The sequence below is a fragment of the Streptomyces sp. NPDC002467 genome, from assembly GCF_042889825.1.
Taxonomy (GTDB): Bacteria; Actinomycetota; Actinomycetes; order Streptomycetales; family Streptomycetaceae; genus Streptomyces.
Genome location: NZ_JBIARJ010000010.1, coordinates 103,526 through 124,042 on the forward strand (window position 1 = coordinate 103,526; position 20,517 = coordinate 124,042).

General features: G+C 71.4%; 16 protein-coding genes. 5 read left to right on the top strand and 11 right to left on the bottom strand.

All coding sequences use genetic code 11. From position 1 onward, the window contains the following. Positions 1 to 109 precede the first annotated feature (109 nt). Complete coding sequence (locus tag ACFYYJ_RS21685) at positions 110 to 730, top strand: helix-turn-helix transcriptional regulator (protein WP_385129247.1); 621 nt, start codon at positions 110 to 112, stop codon at positions 728 to 730. Here ACFYYJ_RS21685 and ACFYYJ_RS21690 read toward each other — a convergent pair. Then, positions 640 to 1,188, bottom strand: coding sequence for a flavin reductase family protein (locus ACFYYJ_RS21690; RefSeq protein WP_385361479.1), 549 nt, complete (start codon positions 1,186 to 1,188; stop codon positions 640 to 642). The genes ACFYYJ_RS21685 and ACFYYJ_RS21690 overlap by 91 nt on opposite strands. 98 nt (positions 1,189 to 1,286) lie before the next feature. On the opposite strand from ACFYYJ_RS21690, the gene ACFYYJ_RS21695 reads away from it, so the two are divergent. The 4 genes from ACFYYJ_RS21695 to ACFYYJ_RS21710 are packed head-to-tail and all read left to right on the top strand — an operon-like array spanning position 1,287 to position 5,484. Then, entirely contained in the window at positions 1,287 to 2,915 is a 1,629-nt protein-coding gene (locus ACFYYJ_RS21695; RefSeq protein WP_389134589.1) for a FadD3 family acyl-CoA ligase, read from the top strand. After that, a complete protein-coding gene (locus ACFYYJ_RS21700; protein WP_389134591.1) occupies positions 2,912 to 4,183 on the top strand; it encodes an acyl-CoA dehydrogenase family protein in 1,272 nt (423 codons plus the stop codon). The genes ACFYYJ_RS21695 and ACFYYJ_RS21700 overlap by 4 nt, the downstream gene beginning before the upstream one ends. A gap of 15 nt (positions 4,184 to 4,198) precedes the next feature. Beyond that, a complete protein-coding gene (locus tag ACFYYJ_RS21705) occupies positions 4,199 to 4,927 on the top strand; it encodes a VWA domain-containing protein (protein WP_385361486.1) in 729 nt (242 codons plus the stop codon). Between the two features lie 35 nt (positions 4,928 to 4,962). Beyond that, positions 4,963 to 5,484: a pyridoxamine 5'-phosphate oxidase family protein gene (locus ACFYYJ_RS21710; protein ID WP_389134594.1), complete on the top strand. Its 522-nt coding sequence runs from the start codon at positions 4,963 to 4,965 to the stop codon at positions 5,482 to 5,484. On the opposite strand, the gene ACFYYJ_RS21715 is transcribed toward ACFYYJ_RS21710, so the two are convergent. From ACFYYJ_RS21715 to ACFYYJ_RS21760, 10 genes are all read right to left on the bottom strand, one after another. Beyond that, positions 5,477 to 6,763, bottom strand: coding sequence for a DUF1906 domain-containing protein (locus ACFYYJ_RS21715; protein ID WP_389134596.1), 1,287 nt, complete (start codon positions 6,761 to 6,763; stop codon positions 5,477 to 5,479). The genes ACFYYJ_RS21710 and ACFYYJ_RS21715 overlap by 8 nt on opposite strands. 93 nt (positions 6,764 to 6,856) lie before the next feature. After that, positions 6,857 to 9,046: a PQQ-binding-like beta-propeller repeat protein gene (locus ACFYYJ_RS21720; RefSeq protein ID WP_389134599.1), complete on the bottom strand. Its 2,190-nt coding sequence runs from the start codon at positions 9,044 to 9,046 to the stop codon at positions 6,857 to 6,859. Between the two features lie 155 nt (positions 9,047 to 9,201). Further along, on the bottom strand, positions 9,202 to 10,224 hold the full coding sequence (locus ACFYYJ_RS21725) for an ABC transporter permease subunit (RefSeq protein ID WP_389134601.1): 1,023 nt from the start codon (positions 10,222 to 10,224) through the stop codon (positions 9,202 to 9,204). Further along, entirely contained in the window at positions 10,221 to 11,081 is an 861-nt protein-coding gene (locus ACFYYJ_RS21730) for an ABC transporter ATP-binding protein (protein WP_389134604.1), read from the bottom strand. The genes ACFYYJ_RS21725 and ACFYYJ_RS21730 overlap by 4 nt, the downstream gene beginning before the upstream one ends. Next, positions 11,078 to 11,497: a GntR family transcriptional regulator gene (locus ACFYYJ_RS21735; protein ID WP_389134606.1), complete on the bottom strand. Its 420-nt coding sequence runs from the start codon at positions 11,495 to 11,497 to the stop codon at positions 11,078 to 11,080. The genes ACFYYJ_RS21730 and ACFYYJ_RS21735 overlap by 4 nt, the downstream gene beginning before the upstream one ends. Positions 11,498 to 11,964: 467 nt before the next feature. Beyond that, complete coding sequence (locus ACFYYJ_RS21740) at positions 11,965 to 12,165, bottom strand: DUF397 domain-containing protein (RefSeq protein ID WP_385361502.1); 201 nt, start codon at positions 12,163 to 12,165, stop codon at positions 11,965 to 11,967. Continuing rightward, positions 12,150 to 12,986, bottom strand: a complete 837-nt coding sequence (locus tag ACFYYJ_RS21745; protein WP_389134609.1) for a helix-turn-helix domain-containing protein — start codon at positions 12,984 to 12,986, stop codon at positions 12,150 to 12,152. Before ACFYYJ_RS21745 ends, ACFYYJ_RS21740 begins: the two co-directional genes overlap by 16 nt. Positions 12,987 to 13,192: 206 nt before the next feature. Continuing rightward, the gene (locus ACFYYJ_RS21750) at positions 13,193 to 14,653 is read right to left on the bottom strand and encodes a glutamate synthase subunit beta (RefSeq protein WP_385129225.1); all 1,461 of its coding nucleotides are present in this window, start codon (positions 14,651 to 14,653) and stop codon (positions 13,193 to 13,195) included. Further along, positions 14,646 to 19,244 carry a glutamate synthase large subunit gene (gene gltB, locus ACFYYJ_RS21755; protein ID WP_389134613.1) on the bottom strand — a complete coding sequence of 1,533 codons (4,599 nt, stop codon included), beginning with the start codon at positions 19,242 to 19,244 and terminating at the stop codon, positions 14,646 to 14,648. Before gltB ends, ACFYYJ_RS21750 begins: the two co-directional genes overlap by 8 nt. 315 nt (positions 19,245 to 19,559) lie before the next feature. Beyond that, entirely contained in the window at positions 19,560 to 20,291 is a 732-nt protein-coding gene (locus ACFYYJ_RS21760; protein ID WP_385129221.1) for a VIT1/CCC1 transporter family protein, read from the bottom strand. Positions 20,292 to 20,517 lie beyond the last annotated feature (226 nt).

Sequence of the window (20,517 nt, forward strand, 5' to 3'; positions counted from 1 at the left end):
CCTCCATCCGGGGGATTCGGCGGATTCGGTATTTCGAATAGGAATACTTCTAGCAGTCATACCCCTCGGGGGGAAGGCCGGCACGGGGACCGGTCGTAGACTGCGCTGCGTGGCAGAAGAGAAGGCAGACGAGACGACCGACGCGTCGAAGGCGCGCACGCTCCCGGCGACCAGCTGGGCGGTGCTCGGGCTGCTCTCCTTCGGGGAGGAGCTCTCCGGCTACGACCTGAAGAAGTGGTCGGACTGGTCGCTGCGCTTCTTCTACTGGAGCCCGTCCTTCAGCCAGATCTACAGCGAGCTCAAGCGCCTGGAGAAGGCCGGTTACGCCTCCTCGCGCATGGTCAGCCAGGACACCGGCACCCGCGACAAGCGGGTGTACCGGATCACCGACGAAGGCATGACGGCCGTACGGGAATGGGCCCGCGAGGCCCCGGTCGACCCGCCGGTCCTCAAGCACGGGCCGATGCTGCGGCTGTGGCTGGGCCACCTGCTGGAGCCGGAGCAGATGCGGGAAGTCCTCGTGCGGCACCAGGAGTTCGCGGAGAAGATGCGCCGCCGGGCGGTGGCCGACGTCGAGGGCGCGCAGGACGAGTCGGCCTGGGCGTACCCGACGCTCACGCTCAAGTGGGCCGAGCGGTACTACGCCTCCGAGCGCGACCTCGCGGCCGCCATGCTGGAGGACATCGAGGCGCTGGCCGCCGGGCGGGGCGAGCGCGGCAAGCGCCCGTAGGCGCGCCGGAAGTAGAGCAGCGGCGGCTCGCCCACCCGGTGCGCGGTCAGGGCGGTGACCCTGCCGAGCACGATCTCGTGGTCGCCGCCGTCCAGTACGTCCTCCAGGTCGCACTCGATGCTCGCGAGCACGCCGTCGAGGAGGGGCGCGCCGTTGCCGCCGGCTCGCCAGGGGACCCCGGCGAACTTGTCGCCGCCCGTGACCGCGAAGCCGCGGCACAGCTCCTGCTGGTCGGCGGCGAGGATGTTGACGGCGAAGGCGCCGGCGGCCCGGATCCTCGGCCAGGTGGTCGAGGTGCGGGCGGGGCAGAAGCAGACCAGCGGCGGGTCCAGCGAAACCGACGAGAAGGACTGCACGGCCATTCCGACGGGGCGGCCGTCGCCCTCGCGCGCCGTGATGACGGCGACGCCGGTGCAGAAGCTGGCCAGGACCGACTTGAGTGTCTCCGGGGTCCCCATGGGAGCCTCCAAATATTTCTACTAGGTATATGCCTAACCGAAACACCTGTGATTGGATACCGCCCACGCTCGCTCGTCAAGTAGGGAGGGTCCGTCCGATGCCACCGCCACCCGCCGCGCCGCCAACGCCCGTTGAGCCGCCCACACCCGGTGGGCCGCCCCCGCCCACCACGCTGGCCCGGCTCCCGGAGTACGCGGCCGCCGCCCACGGGGACCGGGAGGCGCTCGCCGACGGAGAGGTCCGCTGGACCTTCACCCGGCTCGCCGCCGAGATCGCCGCCGCCGCCCGCGCGGCCATCGCGCACGGCATCCGGCACGGCGACCGGGTGGCGATCTGGGCGCCCAACAGCCGCCAGTGGATCGCCGCCGCCCTCGGCGCGGTCGGCGCGGGAGCGGTCCTCGTACCGGTCAACACCCGCTACAAGCCCGCCGAGGCAGCCGACGTCATCCGGCGCAGCGGCGCCCGCGTGCTCTTCACCGAACGCGGATTCCTCGGCACGGACTACGTCCACGACCTGCACGCCTCCGGCGAGGACCTCGGGGCGCTCGGCTCCACCGTCGTCCTGCGCGGCGGAAGCGGCCCCGATTCCTGGGAGGCGTACCTGGCGGGCGGGGAGTCCGTCACCGAGGCGGAGCGACTCGCCCGCGCCGACCGCGTCCGCCCCGGGGACCTCAGCGACATCCTCTACACCTCCGGCACCACCGGCCGCTCCAAGGGCGTCATGACCACCCACGGCCAGACCCTGCGGCTCTACGCCTCCTGGTCCGAGCTGGTCACCCTGCGCCCCGGGGACCGCTACCTGCTGGTCAACCCCTTCTTCCACACCTTCGGCTACAAGGCCGGGATCCTCGCCTGCCTGCTGCGCGGCGTGACGATGCTCCCGGAGGCGGTCTACGACACCGACCGCATCCTGACCCGGATGGCCGACGAACGCGTGACCTGCCTGATGGGCCCACCGACCGTCTTCCACGGCCTGATCCGGCACCCCGAGCTCGCCGCGCACGACCTGTCGGCGCTGCGCCTGGCCGGCACAGGGGCGGCCTCCGTGCCGACCGCCCTGGTCGAGGAGATCCGCACCGTCCTGGGCGCCCCCGACGTGTTCACGGCGTACGGGCTGACGGAGTCCGGCGGGGTCGTCTCCGTCTGCCCCACCGACGCCGACGCCCGTACGGTCGCCCACACCGTCGGCCTGCCGCTGCCCGACACCGAGGTGCGGATCGCCTCCCCACTGGGCGACGTGCTGCCGACCGGGCAACCCGGCGAGGTGCAGGTGCGCGGCTACCACGTCACCCCGGGCTACCTGGACGACCCGGCGTCCACGGCGGAGGCGGTGCTGCCGGGCGGCTGGCTGCGCACCGGGGACATCGGCGTCCTGGACGACCGCGGCTACCTCTCGATCACCGACCGGCTGAAGGACATGTACGTGGTCGGCGGCTTCAACGCCTATCCGGCGGAGGTGGAGAACGTGCTGCTGACCCATCCGGCCGTCATCGACGCGGCCGTGGTCGGGGCCCCGGACGAGCGGCTCGGCGAGGTGGGGGTGGCGTACGTGGTCACCGCCGGCCCGCCCGTCACCGCCGCCGAACTCACCGCGTGGAGCCGGGAACGGCTGGCCAACTTCAAGGTCCCGAGGCGCTTCCACCTCGTACCGGAGCTCCCGCGCAACGCTGGCGGCAAACTGCTGAAGGCGCAGCTGCGGCGCGCGGCACGGGGGGAGGGCGCATGAGCGGCCTGGCATGGACGCCCGAGCAGGAGGAACTCCGGGACGCGGTGCGCGCGGTCCTCGCCCGCCACCCCGGGCACGAGGCCTGGGCCCCGCTGACGACCCAGGTGGGCGCGGCCGCGCTGGCGGTTCCGGAGGAGTACGGCGGTCTGGGCTGCGGACCGGCCGAAGTCGGCGTGGTCATGTCGGAACTGGGCCGCGCCCTGAGCCCGGTCCCGTACCTGGGCTCGGCGGTTCTGACGGTGCAGGCCCTGCTGGCCTCGGGCGACAGCGAGGCGTGCGCCCGCCATCTCCCGGGCCTGGCGGAGGGCTCCCTGATCGGCGCCCTGGCCTGGGCCGAGTCCCCTCGCGGGGGGCGGGCCGGGACCCCGGGCGCGGGCCCGACCCCGGTTGCCGGCCTGGCCCCGAGCACGGGCCCGACCCCGGTTGCCGGCCTGGCCCCGAGCGCGGGCCCGGGCGCAGGCACAGATGCAGGCGCGGGCGCGGGCGCGGGCCGCAAGGCGGGGCCGTTCGCGGACCCCGGCGTGCTCCCCGGCCCCCGGCCCGAGGGGTGGGAGGCGACCGACCTGGCCACCCGGGCGGAGCCCGACGGCGACGGGGGCTGGCTGCTCACGGGGACCAAGCAGTACGTACTGGCGGGCCCTGCCGAACCGTCCCTGATCCTGGCCTTCGCCACCCCGACCGACGGCCCCGCTCCCCTGGGGCTGTTCGAGCTGACGGCGCGGCCCGCCGCGTACACCCCCCGGGCCACCATGGACCGCACCCGTCCCCTCGCCGAGCTCACCCTCGCCCGGACCCCGGCCCGGCTGCTCTCGCCCGACGGCGCCGGAGTCCTGGCCCGGGTCCGGGACCTGGCCTGCACGGCGCTGGCCGCCGAACAGGCCGGGGCCGCCGCGCGGGCGCTGGAGTCCACGGTCCGGTACGCGAAGGACCGGCACCAGTTCGGCCGGCCCATCGGCTCCTTCCAGGCCGTGAAGCACCGGCTCGCCGACATGTACGCGGCCGTGGAGTCCGCCAGGTCGATGGCCCTCGCCGCGGCCGCGGCCGACGCCCCGCCCCCACTGGCGGCCGCCGCCAAGTCGGCCTGCTCGCAGGCGTACTCGTACGTCGCCGGGGAGATGATCCAGCTGCACGGCGGCATCGGCATCACCTGGGAGCACGAGGCCCACGAGTTCTTCAAACGCGCCCACGGCTCGGCCCACCTCTTCGGCTCCCCCGCCGCCCACCGCGCCCGCCTCGCGGCCGAACTCGGTTACGCGGAAGCGAGCTGACGTACTCTCGGGCGCATGACGCGCAGTGCGATAAACCTCCGCAAGGTCGAAGAAACGGCTCCGGCGCTCGTGAGCCTCTACAAGAGCGCCGGGGTCTCGCTGCGCAAACACGGCATGGAGGACGGCCGCGCCGCCGTCTACCTGGTCCTGGACTACTCCGGGTCGATGAAGCCGTACTACGCGGACGGCAGCGTCCAGGCCCTCGCCGACCGGGTGCTCGGCCTGTCCGCGCACCTGGACGACGACGCCCGCGTGCCCGTGGTCTTCTTCTCCACCGACGTCGACGCGGTGGAGGAGATCTCCCTCGCGAACCACGAGAACCAGGTCACCGAGATCGCCTCCCGCCTCGGCCACATGGGCAAGACGGCCTACCACGCGGCGATGGACGCGGTGATCGACCACTACCAGGACTCCGGCTCCACGGCACCCGCCCTCGTCGTCTTCCAGACCGACGGTGGCCCGATCAACAAGCTCGCCGCCGAGAAGTACCTGTGCAAGGCGGCCCGACTCCCCCTCTTCTGGCAGTTCGTCGGCTTCGGCAACACCCGCAGTTCGCAGTTCGACTTCCTGCGCCGCCTCGACGAACTGCCGGTACCCGAGCGCCGCGACGTGGACAACGCGGGCTATTTCCACGCGGGCGAGGACCCGCGCAAGGTCCCGGACGCGGAGCTGTACGACCGCCTCGTCGGCGAGTTCCCGGCCTGGCTGGCGGCGGCCCGCGCCCGGGGCATCGTGCGCGCCTGACCTGCGCCGGACGGCGCCCGCGCTTTGATGGACGCATGACGCACACCAGCTGGGCAGTCTTCGAGAAGGCGGAACCGGAGTTCGCGGCGGCCGTCCGGGCCCGTTTCGCCAAGTACCCGCACCACGTCCTGGCCACCCTGCGCAAGGACGGCTCGCCCCGGGTGGCCGGACTCAACGTCGACATCCGGGGCGGGGAGCTGTGGCTCGGCATGATGCCGGGGTCGATGAAGGCCAGGGACCTCCAGCACGACCCGCGCTTCGCCCTCCACACGAACCCGGGCGCGGGCGACCGGATGCCCGACGGGGACGTACGGATCTCCGGCCGCGCGCTGGAACAGCTGGACCCGCCCGAGCTTCACCGGTACGCGGAGGAGACGGACACCCCGCACCCCTTCCACCTCTTCCATGCCGACCTGACCGAGGTCGTGCACATCACCGTGCAGGGCGACGAACTGGTCATCCGCTCGTGGACCCCGACCCACGGCCTGCGCACCCTGCGCCGGGGCAACGACGACGAACCGCCGCGCGAGGACCCGGCGCCCGCGTCGGCTAGCTGAGCGGAAGCGGCACCGGAAGGGGCAGGATCCCGCCCCCACCACCGCCGAGCACCGACGGGTCGACATCCACCCGATTGCGGTCGATGTTCAGCGTGACCCCACCGTACGAGGCATCGTGGTCCCCGCGGAACTGGTGGGCCCGGCGCCGGCCGGACCACTGCTTCGTGCCCTCGGGCAGCCCCAGGTCCGCGTCCGTCACGGAGGCCGCGCCGTTCCACCGGGCCACCCACAGCACGTCCGGCATGGCTTCGGGGGCCTGGTGGTGGTGCGCGCTCAGCGCCTTGGCGCCGGAGCTCGCCGAGACGTAGGCGCCGGAGCGGTAGCCCAGCTCGTGCAGCCGTACCGTCCAGGAGGTCAGGTAGGCGACGACCGGGGCGTCCCAGGTGGCGCGGTCCGAGTAGTTCTCCAGGTCGTTGTAGAGCACCGTGCCCGCGCCGAGCCCCAGCGAGCGGGCGGCGTCCACCGCGCCCTCGGCGGCGGCGCGACCCTGCTCGTCGGCCTCGGAGGGGTCGGTGGACAGGCCCGTGCTCGAACTGTGCCAGGGCTGCGGGCCGACCCAGATGGGCATCAGGTGCCAGCCGGCCCCGGCCTGCCGCGTGACCCAGTCGGCGGTGAGCTGTGGCTGGGCGCAGGCCCGGGCGCGGCCGCCGATGTAGATGCCGACGGCGCCGAAGGGGGATTCGGCCTTCCAGGTGTCCATGGTCCGCTGGGTCGGGGCGGTGCAGGCGTCGAACCCCTCGCCGGTGAAGGGCGCCTGGGCCTTCGCCGCCCCGCCGGCGATCACGGCCGGCACGACGACGGCCGGCGGACGCCCCTCGGCGATGGCGGTACGGGCCCGATCGAGGATCCCCCGTACGGTGTCGGGCGCGTCCCCGTAGGACACGGTGGCCACGACCCCGGCCCGGCGCAGCACGTACCGCAGCTCGTTGCTGTCCGTACGCGGCAGGGCAGAGGCCAGGTCGGCGACGGTCGGGATGTCGGCGCGCTGCGGGGCCCCTTCGAGGGGTTCCAGGTGGAGCGTGTCGGCGCGGCGGACGGCGGCGCGGCCGGTGCAGTCCGCCTGGGTGCCGGCGTGGCCGAGGTACAGGGCGGGAACGTCGAGGCGCAGGCAGGCGTCTGGCTCCCGGTCGAGGTCGACGACCCTCCAGTCGGCGGGGACGGCGATCCGCAGACCGCGGTATTCGACGACGCGGGTGTCGGCGGCGGTGGCGCCGGCGGTCGGCACGGGGATCAGCAGCGCGGCGCCGAGCAGGCCGCTCAGCAGCGTTCGGGTGGGCATGTGACCCACTGTTACCAGACGCAACCCTCCGCTCCTGCCGCGCACGTCCCACCGGGCGCTCCGCCCGCCGCACGCGTCACCTGCACGAGTGAGTCAGGGGCGGGTGGTGAGGGCGATGAGGGTGCGCCGGCGCGGGTCGCCCACCTCGAAGTGCAGGCTCTCGGTGATGCCGACGAAGAGGACGCCGTCGACGACGACCGGATCGGAGAGGGAGCGGGCCGTGTCGACGGAGTAGGCCCATTTCTTGGCTCCGTTCCTCGCGTCGAGGGCACGGACACGCCTCGCGTCACCATCGGCGACGTACACCACGCCGTCGACGACCTGCGGAGCCCGGCCACCGGTTCCGTACTCCGGCGCTTCCTTGCGCCACACTTCGCCGTGCGTACCGGCGTCCAGCGCCGTCACCGTTCCGTACTGGGTCACGACATAGACGACGCCGTCGGCCACGGCGGGTGTGGATCCGATCGGCTCACCCACCTCGGCGTCCCATTTCGACGCACCGGTGGCCGTGTCCAAGGCATGGAGCCGGTTGTCCCAGGAGCCGATGTAGACGGTGTCCCCGTACACGGCGGGAGCGCCGCGCATGGGCTTGGCGTTGCGGTATGACCATGCGATCTCACCCGTACCGGCTGACAGGGCGTACAGGTCGGAGTCCTGCTCGTCGTACTCCACACCGGCTTGGTCGGCCACCCTGCCGACATAGACGGCGTCCGAGGTGGCCGTGAGATGGACGCCACCTCTCACGATCTGCACCCAGCGGCGCTTTCCGCTCGCGGCGTCGAAGGCGCGGACCACTCCGTCCGAGAGGGCGTAGAGGGAGGAGCCGGCGACGGCCAAGGCGCGGTACCCGCTCGTCTCCTTGTCGGCCGGTTCGGTCCAGCGCCGCTCGCCCGTGGCGGCGGCCACGGCGTGGATGACGCCCTCGCCGGTCACGACGTACACCGAGCCCCCCGCGACCGCCTCGACCTTCACCGGGCCCGTCGTGTCGCCGCTCCGGTAGCTCCACTTGAGTTCGCCGCTCGCGGTGTCGCGCGCCTCGACCGTGCCGTTCGCGGGCCCGGCCAGGAAGGCGGTGCCCTCGGAGACGACGAAGTACCCCTGCGCTCCGATGGGCGTGAACCACAGCTTGCGCGGGTCCTGGAAGTGCCCGATGAAGGCCGTCACGGCGACCGCGACCGCGCACACGAGGATGCCGACGACCAGCGACAGCACCCTGCGACGACGGGCTCGCGGGGGCGTCGGCGGGTCCATGACGGGCGGGGTCGGGGGCGGGGTGGTCCCGGGGGGCACGGCGGGCGGGAGCGGAGCACCGGGCACGGGCAGGGTGGGGCTCGGGGGGACGTGGGGGTGGCGCTGACTGTGCGTCTCGTCGTCCTCCGGCCGCCGCGGGGCAGGCTCCTCCTGCTCCTCCTCCTGCTCCTGCTCCTGCTCCTGCGGGGGCGGGACCGGGACCGGTGCTGGCGGCTCGGCCACCAGCTCGCGCAGGCGATCGCGTACGTGTGCGGCCGTCGGCGGGCGGTGATCCGGGTCCTTGGCCAGGAGCGCGGCCACCAACTCGTCAATACCCGGGTGCAGTCCGGGGATCGCCTTCCCTAGGCGGGCGGGCATCGTGTCCTTGTGCGCGGTGAGCAGGGCGAAGCCGTTCAGGTCGCCGAAGGGCGGCCGTCCGGTCAGGAGCTCGTGGATCACGCACCCCAGGGAGTACAGATCGGTGCGCGCGTCCCCGCGCGAGCCGCCGATCCGCTCGGGCGCCATGTAGGGCCATGAGCCGATCGGTTCGCTGTCCGCGGAGGCGTTGTCGAGGAACCCGGCGATGCCGAAGTCCAGGATCTTGATCCTTCCGGACTCGGTGAGCATCAGGTTCGAGGGCTTGAGGTCGCGGTGGACGACCCCCTCGACGTGGGCCGCCTGCAAGGCGTCGGCCACCTGTGAGGCCCAGTCCAGCGCGGTGGCCACCGCGGGCACCTCTCCGGAGGCGAGAACACGCGCCAAGTCCCGCCCGGTGATCAGCTCCATGACCAGGAACCAGTCACCGGTTTCACGGGCGGTGTCCTGCTCGACGTCATGGACGGTCACGATCCCGGGGTGATTGGCACGCCCTGCGGTCCTCGCCTCCTGGAACACGGCTCTCGCGTCCGGCTGCCGGCCCGGGAGGGGGAGTATCACCTTCACCACGACGCGCCGCTGTAGCTTCAGGTCCCAAGCGGCCCAGGCCTGGCCCATCGCACCGGACCCCAGCGGCCTGTCGTCCAGGTCGTAGCGTTTCGCCAGCAGCTTTCCCACCCTGCCCGCCCCCAACCGGCTTAGGAATCACCACTGTTCAGGATGGTGACACAGGCGTGGGCGTCCGCGCGCCACAGTGAACACCTTCGCCGTAGAGTCGAGGGAGCGGCCGAAGCCAGTTGCGTTGGCTTCGGCCGCCCCTCACCCGGCCGCGGTCAGGCCACCCGGCGCCGCAGCCACCACCCACAGAAGCCGCCAAGCGCCAGGGAGACCGCGAGGAAGATCCCCGTCTCGATCCACTGGAAGGTCCAGTAGCGGTCGGCGGGCTGGTAGTCCACCTCGATGTGCAGGTCGGACTTGGCGAAGCACTCGAAGGGGTCCCCCTGCCGCTCCGCGCAGCCCCGCGCCCCGTGGACCTCACGCCCGGCGGGGTCGAGCACAGGACCGGGGTCGGACACGACCCACACCCCGGGCCTCAGCACCCCCACCCGCAGCCGGGCGTCCTCGCCGGAGCCCAGCAGCTGGATGTGGTTCCCGTCCCAGCCGCCCTTCGACGCACCGGCCGCCGGCGCCACGACGAGCGAGCTGAGCGCGACCTCCGTGTGCTCCGCCGCCACGAAGTACGGCCGGACGGCGAACGGTACGAGGATCTGGACCGCGACGAAGGCGACGAGCGTCGCGGCCATCGCCGGCACGGTGCGCCGGATCAGCAGCCCCGCGCAGGCCCCGAGGGTGAAGGCGAAGGCCGCGTAGCCGAGCGGAACGATCCCCCGACCGCTGAACATGAGGGCCGTGAACCGGTCCAGGGTCACGCTGTCGACGGGACTCGCCCACCAGGTCACCAGCAGGCTGAGCACCCCGGTGACGACGACGGCGACCAGGCCGACGGCCCCGATCTTGACCGCGAGCCAGCGGCCGCGGGTGATGGTCTGGTTCCAGACGAGCCGGTGGGTGCCGGTCTCCAGTTCGCGGGCGATGAGCGGGGCGCCCCAGAAGACGCCGATGATGCCGGGTACGACGAGCAGCAGGCTCGTGACGTAGTAGACGAGGGTCTGGTAGTCGGCGGCGAGCGCGGTCTTGGCCCGTTCGCAGTCGGCGCCCTGGCAGCCGGCGACGGTGCTGTCGTAGAGGTCGCGCATCTGGAGGCCGGTGACCACCAGGAACGCCGTCACCGCGGCGAGGGCGGCGAGGGCCACGAGTGTCTGGACGCGGTATTGGCGCCAGGTCAGCCAGATCATCGCTGGTTCTCCAGGGTCATGTAGATGAGGACCAGGTCTTCCAGACCGAGCGGCTCCAGGACCCAGGACGGATCCTGGACCGCCCGCTCGGACCGCACGATGAAGGTGCTCTGCCGCTCGGTGTGCGTCTCCTGGATGACCCGCATGCCCTCGGGCAGGCCGGCGGCGTCCCTTCGGGCCGTGGTGAGCCGGAAGTGCGTGGCGAGCAGGTCGTCGACGTCCCCCGCCACCTGGACGCGGGAGGCGACGAGCGAGACCAGGTGGTCGCAGACCCGTTCCAGGTCGGAGACCAGGTGTGACGAGAGCACGACGGTGGTGCCGTGTTCGGCGACGTACTCCATCAGGCTCTGCAGGAACTCCCGCCGGGCCAGCGGGTCAAGCGCGGCGACGGGCTCGTCGAGCATGAGCAGCTCGGGCCGCTTGGCCACGGCGAGCGTGAGTGCGACCTGGGCGCGCTGCCCACCCGACAGCTTGCCGGTCTTCTGCGCGGGGTCGAGCCCGAGCTGCCGGATCCGCCCCTCCGCCAGAGCGGCGTCCCATCCCGGGTTCAGCCGGGCCCCCAGCTTCAGGTGGTCGGCGATGGACAGCCCCGCGTACGTGGGCGTGTCCTGGGCGACGAACCCGACCTTGGCCAGCTGCTCGGGCCCGGACGCGGGCCGCCCGCCGAGCACTTCGATGGTGCCGGAGGTCGGCCCGATCAGCCCGCAGGCCAGCTGCAACAGGGTCGACTTCCCGGCCCCGTTGGGGCCGACCAGGCCGATGATCCGCCCGGCCGGCAGGCTCAGGGTGCACTCGCTCAACGCCTGTTTGCGGCCGTACCGCTTGCCCAGCGCGTGGGCTTCCAATATCGCCGTCATTTCCCCTCTTCGGTCTTCGCGTGCGTATGCGTGTGCGTGCTGCGATTACGGAAGGTGCTCTGGAACAGCGCCTCGATGCTCTCCTCGTCCAGCCCGGCGCTCCGCGCCTTCTCCAGCCACCGCTGCAACTCCTGCCGCAGCGGCTCGTGTTCGGACAGCGAGGCGTCGTCGCCGAGCGTCCCGGAGATGAAGGTGCCGACTCCGGGCTTCTTGGCGACCAGGCCCTCGTACTCGAGTTCCCGGTACGCCTTGAGCACGGTGTTCGGGTTGATCGCCACGGAGACGGCGACGTCCTTGACCGTGGGAAGCCGGTCCCCCTCCGCGAGCAGTCCCAGCCGCAGGGCCTGGCGGACCTGGTGGACGAGCTGCATGTACGGGGCGACACCGGACCGGGCATCGAGGTGAAACTCGATCACTGCCCACCTCTATTCATATAGCTTCCTAGCACTATAGGACTATGCGTGTGTGACTGCCGTCAAGGGGCCACGCGGATGCCCTCCCGGGCGGGGTGCGGTTCATCGAGCACGGCCCGGCCGCGCGGCCGGCCTCCCGGCGGGGCAGGGTCTTCCCGGTGCGGGGCCGACTGGTCGGGGCCGCACCACTGCCGGGGCTCCGCCCCGGACACCGCGCCTCAATCGCCGGCGGGGCTGGGATTCCCCTCGGCGGGACCGGCCTGCGGCCGCAGCACGATGGGGAGGATGGTTGCGCGCTCAGCGGTCTCGCGGTGCCCGCAGGCGCGACGACGAGGAGACGCCCCGGAGGGACAGCGCGGACCGAGCCGCAAGGCCAAAGCATCGGCCCGGGGAGACCCGGCCTCTCCGGCGATTGAGGAGCGGGGTCCGGGGCAGAGCCCCGGCAACGGCGCCGCGGTTGCCGTACTGGATCAGGCTCGGGCCTTCACGGCCTGGATGAACGGAGCCCATGCGGCCGCCGGGAAGACCAGGACCGGACCGTCGCCCGCCTGCTTGCTGTCGCGGACGGGGACCAGGCCGGGGAGATCGTCGGACACTTCCACGCAGTTGCCGCCTTCGGCATTGGTGTACGAAGACGTCCGCCAGGACAGGCCTCTCACGTCTGCGCGCATTTCGCGTGCTCCTCCGCAACCGACTCGATCAAGGTCAGGGACACCTCCGGTGACAGCGCGGCAGCCCTCGCAAGATCGTATGACCTCCAGTGACGCCGAACCAGTGCCGGGCAATCGAGCAACTGCCCCGCGTGAGGGCCTTCGGTGTACACCACATCGGGCGCGTCGGCGAACTCCATGATCCTCACGGACGCGTCCAAGACGCCGTGGGCTCCGGCCGAGAACGGCACCACCTGAACCGTGATCCGATGGGCTCGGACGCTCAACGAGATGTGCCTCAGCTGCGCGGCCATCACAGCGGGACCCCCGACCGCTGTCCGCAATACCGCCTCGTGCAGAACGACCCACATCTCGGGGGTTTCCGGATCCCCGAGGAGCCGCGTGCGCTCAACGCGCGCCGCGACCAGGTTGTCGACATGCTCCGCGCGCGCTGTGGGACTGCCGCCCCGAATCACCGCCCGAGCGTAGTCCGCTGTCTGAAGCAGCCCCGGAATCAGCGTGGAGCCGTAGTCGAAGACGGCCGTCGCCAAACGTTCCAGCTCAGCCGCCTCCGCGAAGTACTCGACGTGCTTGGACTTGAACGCCTTGGCGAGGCGGGTGAAGTAGTCCCCCGTGCCGAGAGCCCGGTCGATCAACTCCGCGATCTCCGGCCGGAGCCTCCGCGTCCCGCACTCCATCTGGCCGACGTACGCCCCGCTCGTGAAGATCCGCTCGCCCAGGCCCTCCTGGGTCAGCCCCGCCGCTTCGCGGTGACGCCGCAACTCCTCGCGGGCGAACTCCTCCGGCGTCTGCGCCCCGGTCCGGTCCTTCGGCTTGGCCATGTGCCGAGCCTAGCCATCGCCGCCCGACCCGGACGACGAACCGCATTCATATGACCGGGAAACGCCACAGCGCCCGCCATCCCTGGTCGGGGACTATGGCGGGCGCCGTGTCGGGTGTTCCGTACGCCGTTGTACGGACCGTATGAGGGGTCCCGCCCTTCCCCGGGCGGGGGGTACTGCAGGTACTACGGGTACTGCTGTCCGCGTCAGACGGTCAGCGAGCGGTCCGTCGGCTTGACCGGGTACGGGAGGGTACTGGAGCCGGTCAGGAAGCGGTCCACGCCGCGGGCGGCCGAGCGGCCCTCCGCGATGGCCCAGACGATCAGCGACTGGCCGCGGCCGGCGTCACCGGCGACGAAGACGCCGTCGACGTTGGTCGCGTAGGACGCGTCGCGGGAGACGTTGCCGCGGCCGTCCAGCTCCAGGCCGAACTGGTCCACCAGGCCGTTGGCCTGGTCGGTGCCGGTGAAGCCCATCGCCAGGGTGACCAGCTGCGCGGGGAGGACGCGCTCGGTGCCGGGCTTCTGGGTCAGCTTGCCGTCGATGAACTCGACCTCGACGAGGTGCAGCGCCTTGACGTTGCCGTCCTCGTCGCCCTCGAAGTGGGTGGTGGAGACGGAGTAGACCCGCTCGCCGCCCTCCTCGTGCGCCGAGGTGACCTTGTACAGCATCGGGAAGGTCGGCCACGGCTGGTTGGCGTTCCGGTCCTCGCCCGGCTTCGGCATGATCTCCAGCTGCGTGACCGAGGCCGCGCCCTGGCGGTGGGCGGTGCCCACGCAGTCCGCGCCGGTGTCGCCGCCGCCGATGACGACCACGTGCTTGCCCTCGGCCGTGATGGGGGGCGCCATGAAGTCGCCCTCCTGCACCTTGTTCGCGAGGGGGAGGTACTCCATCGCGAAGTGGATGCCGCCGAGCTCGCGGCCCGGGACCGGGAGGTCGCGGGAGACGGTGGCGCCCGCCGCGATGACGACCGCGTCGAACCGCTTGCGCAGGTCGGTGGCGGTGATGTCGCGGCCGACCTCGATGCCGGTGCGGAACTTGGTGCCCTCCGCGCGCATCTGCTCGATGCGGCGGTTGATGTGCACCTTCTCCATCTTGAACTCGGGGATGCCGTAGCGCAGCAGGCCGCCGATGCGGTCGGCGCGCTCGTACACGACCACGGTGTGGCCGGCCCGGGTCAGCTGCTGGGCGGCGGCCAGACCGGCCGGGCCCGAGCCGATGACGGCGGCGGTCTTCCCGGACAGGCGCTCGGGCGCCTGCGGGGTGACGTCGCCGTTGTCCCAGGCCTTGTCGATGATCGAGACTTCGACGTTCTTGATGGTGACGGCCGGCTGGTTGATGCCGAGCACGCACGCCGACTCGCACGGGGCCGGGCACAGGCGGCCCGTGAACTCCGGGAAGTTGTTCGTGGCGTGCAGGCGCTCCGAGGCGGCGGTCCAGTCCTCGCGGTACGCGAAGTCGTTCCACTCGGGGATCAGGTTCCCGAGGGGGCAGCCGTTGTGGCAGAACGGGATGCCGCAGTCCATGCAGCGCCCGGCCTGCTTGCTGATGATCGGGAGCAGCGAGCCCGGGACGTAGACCTCGTTCCAGTCCTGAAGCCGATCGGCGACGGGACGGGAGCAGGCGGTCTCGCGCGGGGTGGTGAGGAAGCCCTTCGGGTCAGCCATTGGTCGCCGCCTCCATCATCTTCTCCGTGGTCTCGGTTTCCGAGAGTCCGGCGAGCTCAGCGGCTTCCTTGGCGGCGAGCACTGCCTTGTACGTGGTCGGGATGATCTTGCTGAAGCGGTCCGCCGCGGCGGTCCAGTCAGCCAGGAGCTTCGCGGCCACGGTCGAGCCGGTCTCCTCCTCGTGGCGGCGCACCACATCGTGCAGCCACTGCTTGTCGGTGTCGGACAGGGACTCGACCGCGCCCGCGTTGCCGACGTTGACGTTGTTCGGGTCGAGGTCGATGACGTACGCGACGCCACCCGACATGCCGGCCGCGAAGTTGCGACCCGTCTCGCCCAGGACGACCGCCGTGCCGCCGGTCATGTACTCGCAGCCGTGGTCGCCCACGCCTTCCGAGACGACCAGGGCGCCGGAGTTGCGGACGCAGAAGCGCTCGCCGGTGCGGCCGCGCAGGAACATCTCGCCGCCGGTGGCTCCGTAGCCGATGGTGTTGCCGGCGATGGTGGAGTACTCGGCGAGGTGCTCGGCGCCGCGGTCCGGGCGGACCACGATCCGGCCGCCGGAGAGGCCCTTGCCGACGTAGTCGTTGGCGTCGCCCTCCAGGCGGAGGGTGACGCCCTTCGGCACGAAGGCGCCGAAGGACTGGCCGGCCGAACCGGTGAAGGTCAGGTCGATGGTGTTGTCGGCCAGGCCCGCACCGCCGAACTTCTTCGTGACGTGGTGGCCGAGCATGGTGCCGACGGTCCGGTTGATGTTGCGGATCGCGACCTGGGCGCGGACCGGCCGGGCCGCCTCCGCGGTCTCGGCGTTCAGCGCGTCGGCGGCGAGCTCGATGAGCTCGTTGTCGAGCGCCTTCTCCAGACCGTGGTCCTGCTCGATCAGGGCGTGGCGGACCGCGCCCTCGGGCAGCTCGGGCACGTAGAAGAGCGGCTCCAGGTCGAGACCCTGCGCCTTCCAGTGCGTGACGGCCTTCGTCGTGTCGAGCAGCTCGGCGTGGCCGACGGCCTCCTCGATGGAGCGGAAGCCCAGCTCGGCGAGGAGCTCGCGCACCTCCTCCGCGATGAACTCGAAGAAGTTGACGACGAACTCGGGCTTGCCGGAGAAGCGGTCGCGCAGGACCGGGTTCTGCGTGGCGATGCCGACCGGGCAGGTGTCCAGGTGGCAGACGCGCATCATGACGCAGCCGGAGACGACGAGCGGCGCGGTCGCGAAACCGAACTCCTCGGCGCCGAGCAGCGCGGCGATGACCACGTCGCGGCCGGTCTTGAGCTGGCCGTCGGTCTGGACGACGATCCGGTCGCGCAGCCCGTTGAGCAGCAGGGTCTGCTGGGTCTCGGCGAGGCCGAGCTCCCAGGGACCGCCCGCGTGCTTCAGCGAGGTGAGCGGGGAGGCGCCCGTTCCGCCGTCGTGGCCGGAGATCAGGACGACGTCCGCGTGGGCCTTGGAGACACCCGCGGCGACCGTACCCACGCCGACCTCGGAGACGAGCTTCACGTGGATGCGCGCGACCGGGTTGGCGTTCTTGAGGTCGTGGATCAGCTGAGCCAGGTCCTCGATGGAGTAGATGTCGTGGTGCGGCGGCGGGGAGATCAGGCCGACGCCCGGGGTGGAGTGACGCGTCTTGGCGACCCACGGGTAGACCTTGTGGCCGGGCAGCTGGCCGCCCTCGCCGGGCTTGGCGCCCTGCGCCATCTTGATCTGGATGTCGTCCGCGTTGACCAGGTACTCGGAAGTGACGCCGAAGCGGCCGGAGGCGACCTGCTTGATCGACGAACGCCGCGCCGGGTCGTACAGACGGTCCGGGTCCTCGCCGCCCTCACCGGTGTTGGACTTGGCGCCCAGCTGGTTCATGGCGATGGCGAGGGTCTCGTGCGCCTCCTTGGAGATGGAGCCGTACGACATGGCGCCGGTGGAGAAGCGCTTGACGATGTCGGCGACCGACTCGACCTCGTCGATGGAGATCGACGGGCGGTCCTCCGTCTTGAAGCCGAAAAGGCCGCGGAGCGTCATGAGGCGCTCGGACTGCTCGTTCACCCGGTCCGTGTACTGCTTGAAGATGTCGTACCGGCGGTTGCGGGTGGCGTGCTGGAGGCGGAAGACCGTCTCCGGGTCGAACAGGTGCGGCTCGCCCTCGCGGCGCCACTGGTACTCGCCGCCGATCTCCAGCGCGCGGTGCGAGGCGGAGATGCCGGAGGCCGGGTACGCCTTGGCGTGGCGCGCGGCCACCTCCTTGGCGATGACGTCGAGGCCCGCGCCGCCGATCTTGGTGGCGGTGCCCGCGAAGTAGGCGGCGACGAACTCGTCGTTCAGGCCGACGGCCTCGAAGACCTGGGCGCCGCGGTAGGAGGCGACGGTGGAGATGCCCATCTTGGACATGACCTTCAGGACGCCCTTGCCGAGGGCGTAGATCAGGTTCTTGATGGCCTGCTCGGGCTCGATGCCCTCGATGAACGTACCGGCGCGCAGCAGGTCCTCGACGGACTCCATGGCGAGGTACGGGTTGACCGCGGCGGCGCCGTAGCCGATGAGCAGCGCGACGTGGTGGACCTCGCGGACGTCACCGGCCTCGACGAGCAGGCCCACCTGGGTGCGCTGCTTCGTCGCGATGAGGTGGTGGTGCACGGCGGAGGTGAGCAGCAGCGACGGGATCGGCGCGTGCTCGGCGTCCGAGTGGCGGTCCGACAGGACGATCAGGCGGGCGCCGGCGGCGATGGCCGCGTCGGCCTCGGTGCGGATCTCCGCGATCCGCGCGGCGAGCGCGTCGGCGCCGCCCGAGACCCGGTAGAGGCCCGAGAGGGTGGCCGCCTTCATGCCCGGCATGTCGCCGTCGGCGTTGATGTGGATGAGCTTGGCCAGCTCGTCGTTGTCGATCACCGGGAAGGGCAGCGTGACGCTGCGGCACGACGCGGAGGTCGGGTCCAGCAGGTTGGACTCGGGGCCGATCGAGGACAGCAGCGAGGTGACGAGCTCCTCGCGGATGGCGTCCAGCGGCGGGTTGGTGACCTGCGCGAAGAGCTGGGTGAAGTAGTCGAAGAGCAGCCGGGGGCGCTCGGACAGGGCCGCGATCGGGGAGTCCGTGCCCATGGAGCCGAGCGGCTCGCCGCCGGTGCGGGCCATCGGCGCGAGGATGACGCGGAGCTCTTCCTCGGTGTAGCCGAAGGTCTGCTGGCGGCGGGTGACCGAGGCGTGGGTGTGCACGATGTGCTCGCGCTCGGGCAGGTCCGACAGCTCGATCTCGCCGGTCTCCAGCCAGTCCGCGTACGGGGCGGCGGCGGCCAGCTCGTCCTTGATCTCGTCGTCCTCGATGATCCGCTTCTGGGCGGTGTCGACGAGGAACATCTTGCCGGGCTGCAGGCGGCCCTTGCGGACGACCTTGGCCGGGTCGATGTCGAGCACGCCGACCTCGGAGCCGAGGACGACGAGGCCGTCGTCGGTGACCCAGTAGCGGCCGGGGCGCAGACCGTTGCGGTCGAGGACCGCGCCGACCTGGGTGCCGTCGGTGAAGGTGACGCAGGCCGGGCCGTCCCAGGGCTCCATCATCGTGGAGTGGTACTGGTAGAACGCGCGGCGGGCCGGGTCCATGGAGGTGTGGTTCTCCCACGCCTCCGGGATCATCATCAGGACGCTGTGCGGGAGCGAGCGGCCACCGAGGTGGAGCAGCTCCAGGACCTCGTCGAAGGAGGCCGAGTCGGAGGCGTCCGGGGTGCAGATCGGGAAGATCCGGTCCAGCGTGCCCGCGCCGAAGACGTCGGTCGCCAGCTGGGACTCGCGGGCCGTCATCCAGTTGCGGTTGCCCTTGACCGTGTTGATCTCGCCGTTGTGCGCGACGAAGCGGAACGGGTGGGCGAGCGGCCACGACGGGAAGGTGTTGGTGGAGAACCGCGAGTGGACCAGGGCGATCGCCGAGGCGAAACGGCGGTCGGAGAGGTCCGGGAAGAAGGGCTCCAGCTGGCCGGTGGTCAGCATGCCCTTGTAGACGATGGTGCGGGCGGAGAGCGACGGGAAGTAGGTGCCCGCCTCGCGCTCGGCGCGCTTGCGCAGGACGAAGGCCTTGCGGTCCAGCTCGATGCCCGTGCTGCCGTTGCTCACGAAGAGCTGGCGGAAGGCCGGCATGGTGGCGCGGGCGCCGTTGCCGAGCAGGTCCGGGGTGACCGGGACCTCGCGCCAGCCGAGGACCGTGAGGTTCTCCTCGGCGGCGATGGCCTCGATCTGCTCCACGGCGACGGCCTGTGCGGTGCCGTCGGCGGGGAGGAAGGCGATGCCGACGGCGTACGCGCCGGCCTCGGGGAGCTCGAATCCGGCCACCTCGCGCAGGAACGCGTCGGGGACCTGGGACAGGATGCCCGCGCCGTCGCCGGAGTCCGGCTCGGAGCCGGTGGCGCCGCGGTGCTCGAGGTTCCGCAGGACGGTCAGGGCCTGCTCAACGAGGGTGTGGGTGGCCTCGCCGGTGAGGTTCGCCACGAATCCGACGCCACAGGCGTCCTTCTCGTTGCGCGGGTCGTACATGCCCTGCTGGGCGGGGCGACCGTCCATGGGCGACCAGGCGGTGTTGCTGAGGCCGGTCGCGGAGTGCGTGGATGCGGAACGCATCGGCTCTCCCGTCGTCGTCGTGGCATATGTGCATAGCCGAGGGACGACGTTGGCCCTCTGCGAAATTTCGTGCAGATTACATGATGACGACAATCCCGCGAAGCGGATATGCCATTCCAGCATGCGGACATCGCACGAGGCAGAAAGAAGGGGACCTTCGAGTGTGGGACACGCTGCACGGGGAGAAGGTCCCGACGCGTAGTGGGCATCATTGCCCGGGCGCCCTGGTCTGATGCCCGGCGGACACGGGATCGAAACCGCCGAGTAACGAACTACTTATGCTGCGTTCCGCATAGTGTCTCACTCCCTGCCTGATCAGCCTATGGCTCCGCCGATCCAGGTTCCCAGGATGTACGTCACACCGGCGGCGGCGCCACCCAGGACGAGCTGGCGCAGACCGCTGTACCACCAGGACCGGGCGGTGACCCGCGCGACGACCGCGCCGCAGGCGAAGAGACCGACCAGTGCCAGCAGCACCGCGGGCCACAGGGCCGTGGCTCCGAGCAGGTACGGCAGTACGGGGAGCAGCGCGCCCAGCGCGAAGGAGCCGAAGGAGGAGACCGCGGCGACGATCGGCGAGGGCAGGTCGTCGGGGTCGATGCCGAGCTCCTCGCGGGCGTGGATCTCCAGCGCCTGCTCGGGGTCGCGGGACAGCTGCATGGCCACCTCGCGGGCGAGGGCCGGTTCGACGCCCCGGGAGACGTAGAGCTCGGCGAGCTCCTCCATCTCGTCGATCGGATGCCCCAGCAACTGCTGACGTTCCACGTCCAGTTCGGCAAGTACGAGCTCACGCTGCGAGGCCACGGAGGTGTATTCGCCGGCCGCCATCGAGAACGCGCCGGCCGCGAGGCCCGCCAGGCCGGTGATCACGACGGTGTGCGGGGCGACGGCGCCGCCCGCCACGCCGGTCATCAGCGCGAGGTTGGAGACGAGCCCGTCCATGGCACCGAAGACGGCCGGCCGCAGCCATCCGCCGTTGACGTCGCGGTGCGTGTGGTTGTCCCGGTGGGCGGTGTGCAGCGGTGCTTCGATGTCGATGATGGACATACGGATATCTCCCCATTTGTGCCAACGGGCTCCGCGAGACGTCCCGCTCCCCCTGAACACCTCGAAACTACGCACGATTTCTGCTGCCCGCCAGCAAGGAAGGCCGTACTTACCTGGGGTTTTGGGGGTCGGCGACCGGGTGACGGCATCGTTCGCGGGGTGTTTCGCGACGAGCGACAAACCACATGCCGTGGCACAAATCCCCCAAGGGCTCATCATGAGTCCC

Coding starts and splice junctions, on each gene's coding strand:
- ACFYYJ_RS21705 (WP_385361486.1), top strand. CDS start 4,199: ATGACGCGCAGTGCGATAAACCTCCGCAAGGTCGAAGAAACGGCTCCG.
- ACFYYJ_RS21725 (WP_389134601.1), bottom strand. CDS start 10,224: ATGATCTGGCTGACCTGGCGCCAATACCGCGTCCAGACACTCGTGGCC.
- gltB (WP_389134613.1), bottom strand. CDS start 19,244: ATGCGTTCCGCATCCACGCACTCCGCGACCGGCCTCAGCAACACCGCC.
- ACFYYJ_RS21690 (WP_385361479.1), bottom strand. CDS start 1,188: ATGGGGACCCCGGAGACACTCAAGTCGGTCCTGGCCAGCTTCTGCACC.
- ACFYYJ_RS21730 (WP_389134604.1), bottom strand. CDS start 11,081: ATGACGGCGATATTGGAAGCCCACGCGCTGGGCAAGCGGTACGGCCGC.
- ACFYYJ_RS21740 (WP_385361502.1), bottom strand. CDS start 12,165: ATGCGCGCAGACGTGAGAGGCCTGTCCTGGCGGACGTCTTCGTACACC.
- ACFYYJ_RS21710 (WP_389134594.1), top strand. CDS start 4,963: ATGACGCACACCAGCTGGGCAGTCTTCGAGAAGGCGGAACCGGAGTTC.
- ACFYYJ_RS21715 (WP_389134596.1), bottom strand. CDS start 6,763: ATGCCCACCCGAACGCTGCTGAGCGGCCTGCTCGGCGCCGCGCTGCTG.
- ACFYYJ_RS21750 (WP_385129225.1), bottom strand. CDS start 14,653: ATGGCTGACCCGAAGGGCTTCCTCACCACCCCGCGCGAGACCGCCTGC.
- ACFYYJ_RS21745 (WP_389134609.1), bottom strand. CDS start 12,986: ATGGCCAAGCCGAAGGACCGGACCGGGGCGCAGACGCCGGAGGAGTTC.
- ACFYYJ_RS21700 (WP_389134591.1), top strand. CDS start 2,912: ATGAGCGGCCTGGCATGGACGCCCGAGCAGGAGGAACTCCGGGACGCG.
- ACFYYJ_RS21695 (WP_389134589.1), top strand. CDS start 1,287: ATGCCACCGCCACCCGCCGCGCCGCCAACGCCCGTTGAGCCGCCCACA.
- ACFYYJ_RS21760 (WP_385129221.1), bottom strand. CDS start 20,291: ATGTCCATCATCGACATCGAAGCACCGCTGCACACCGCCCACCGGGAC.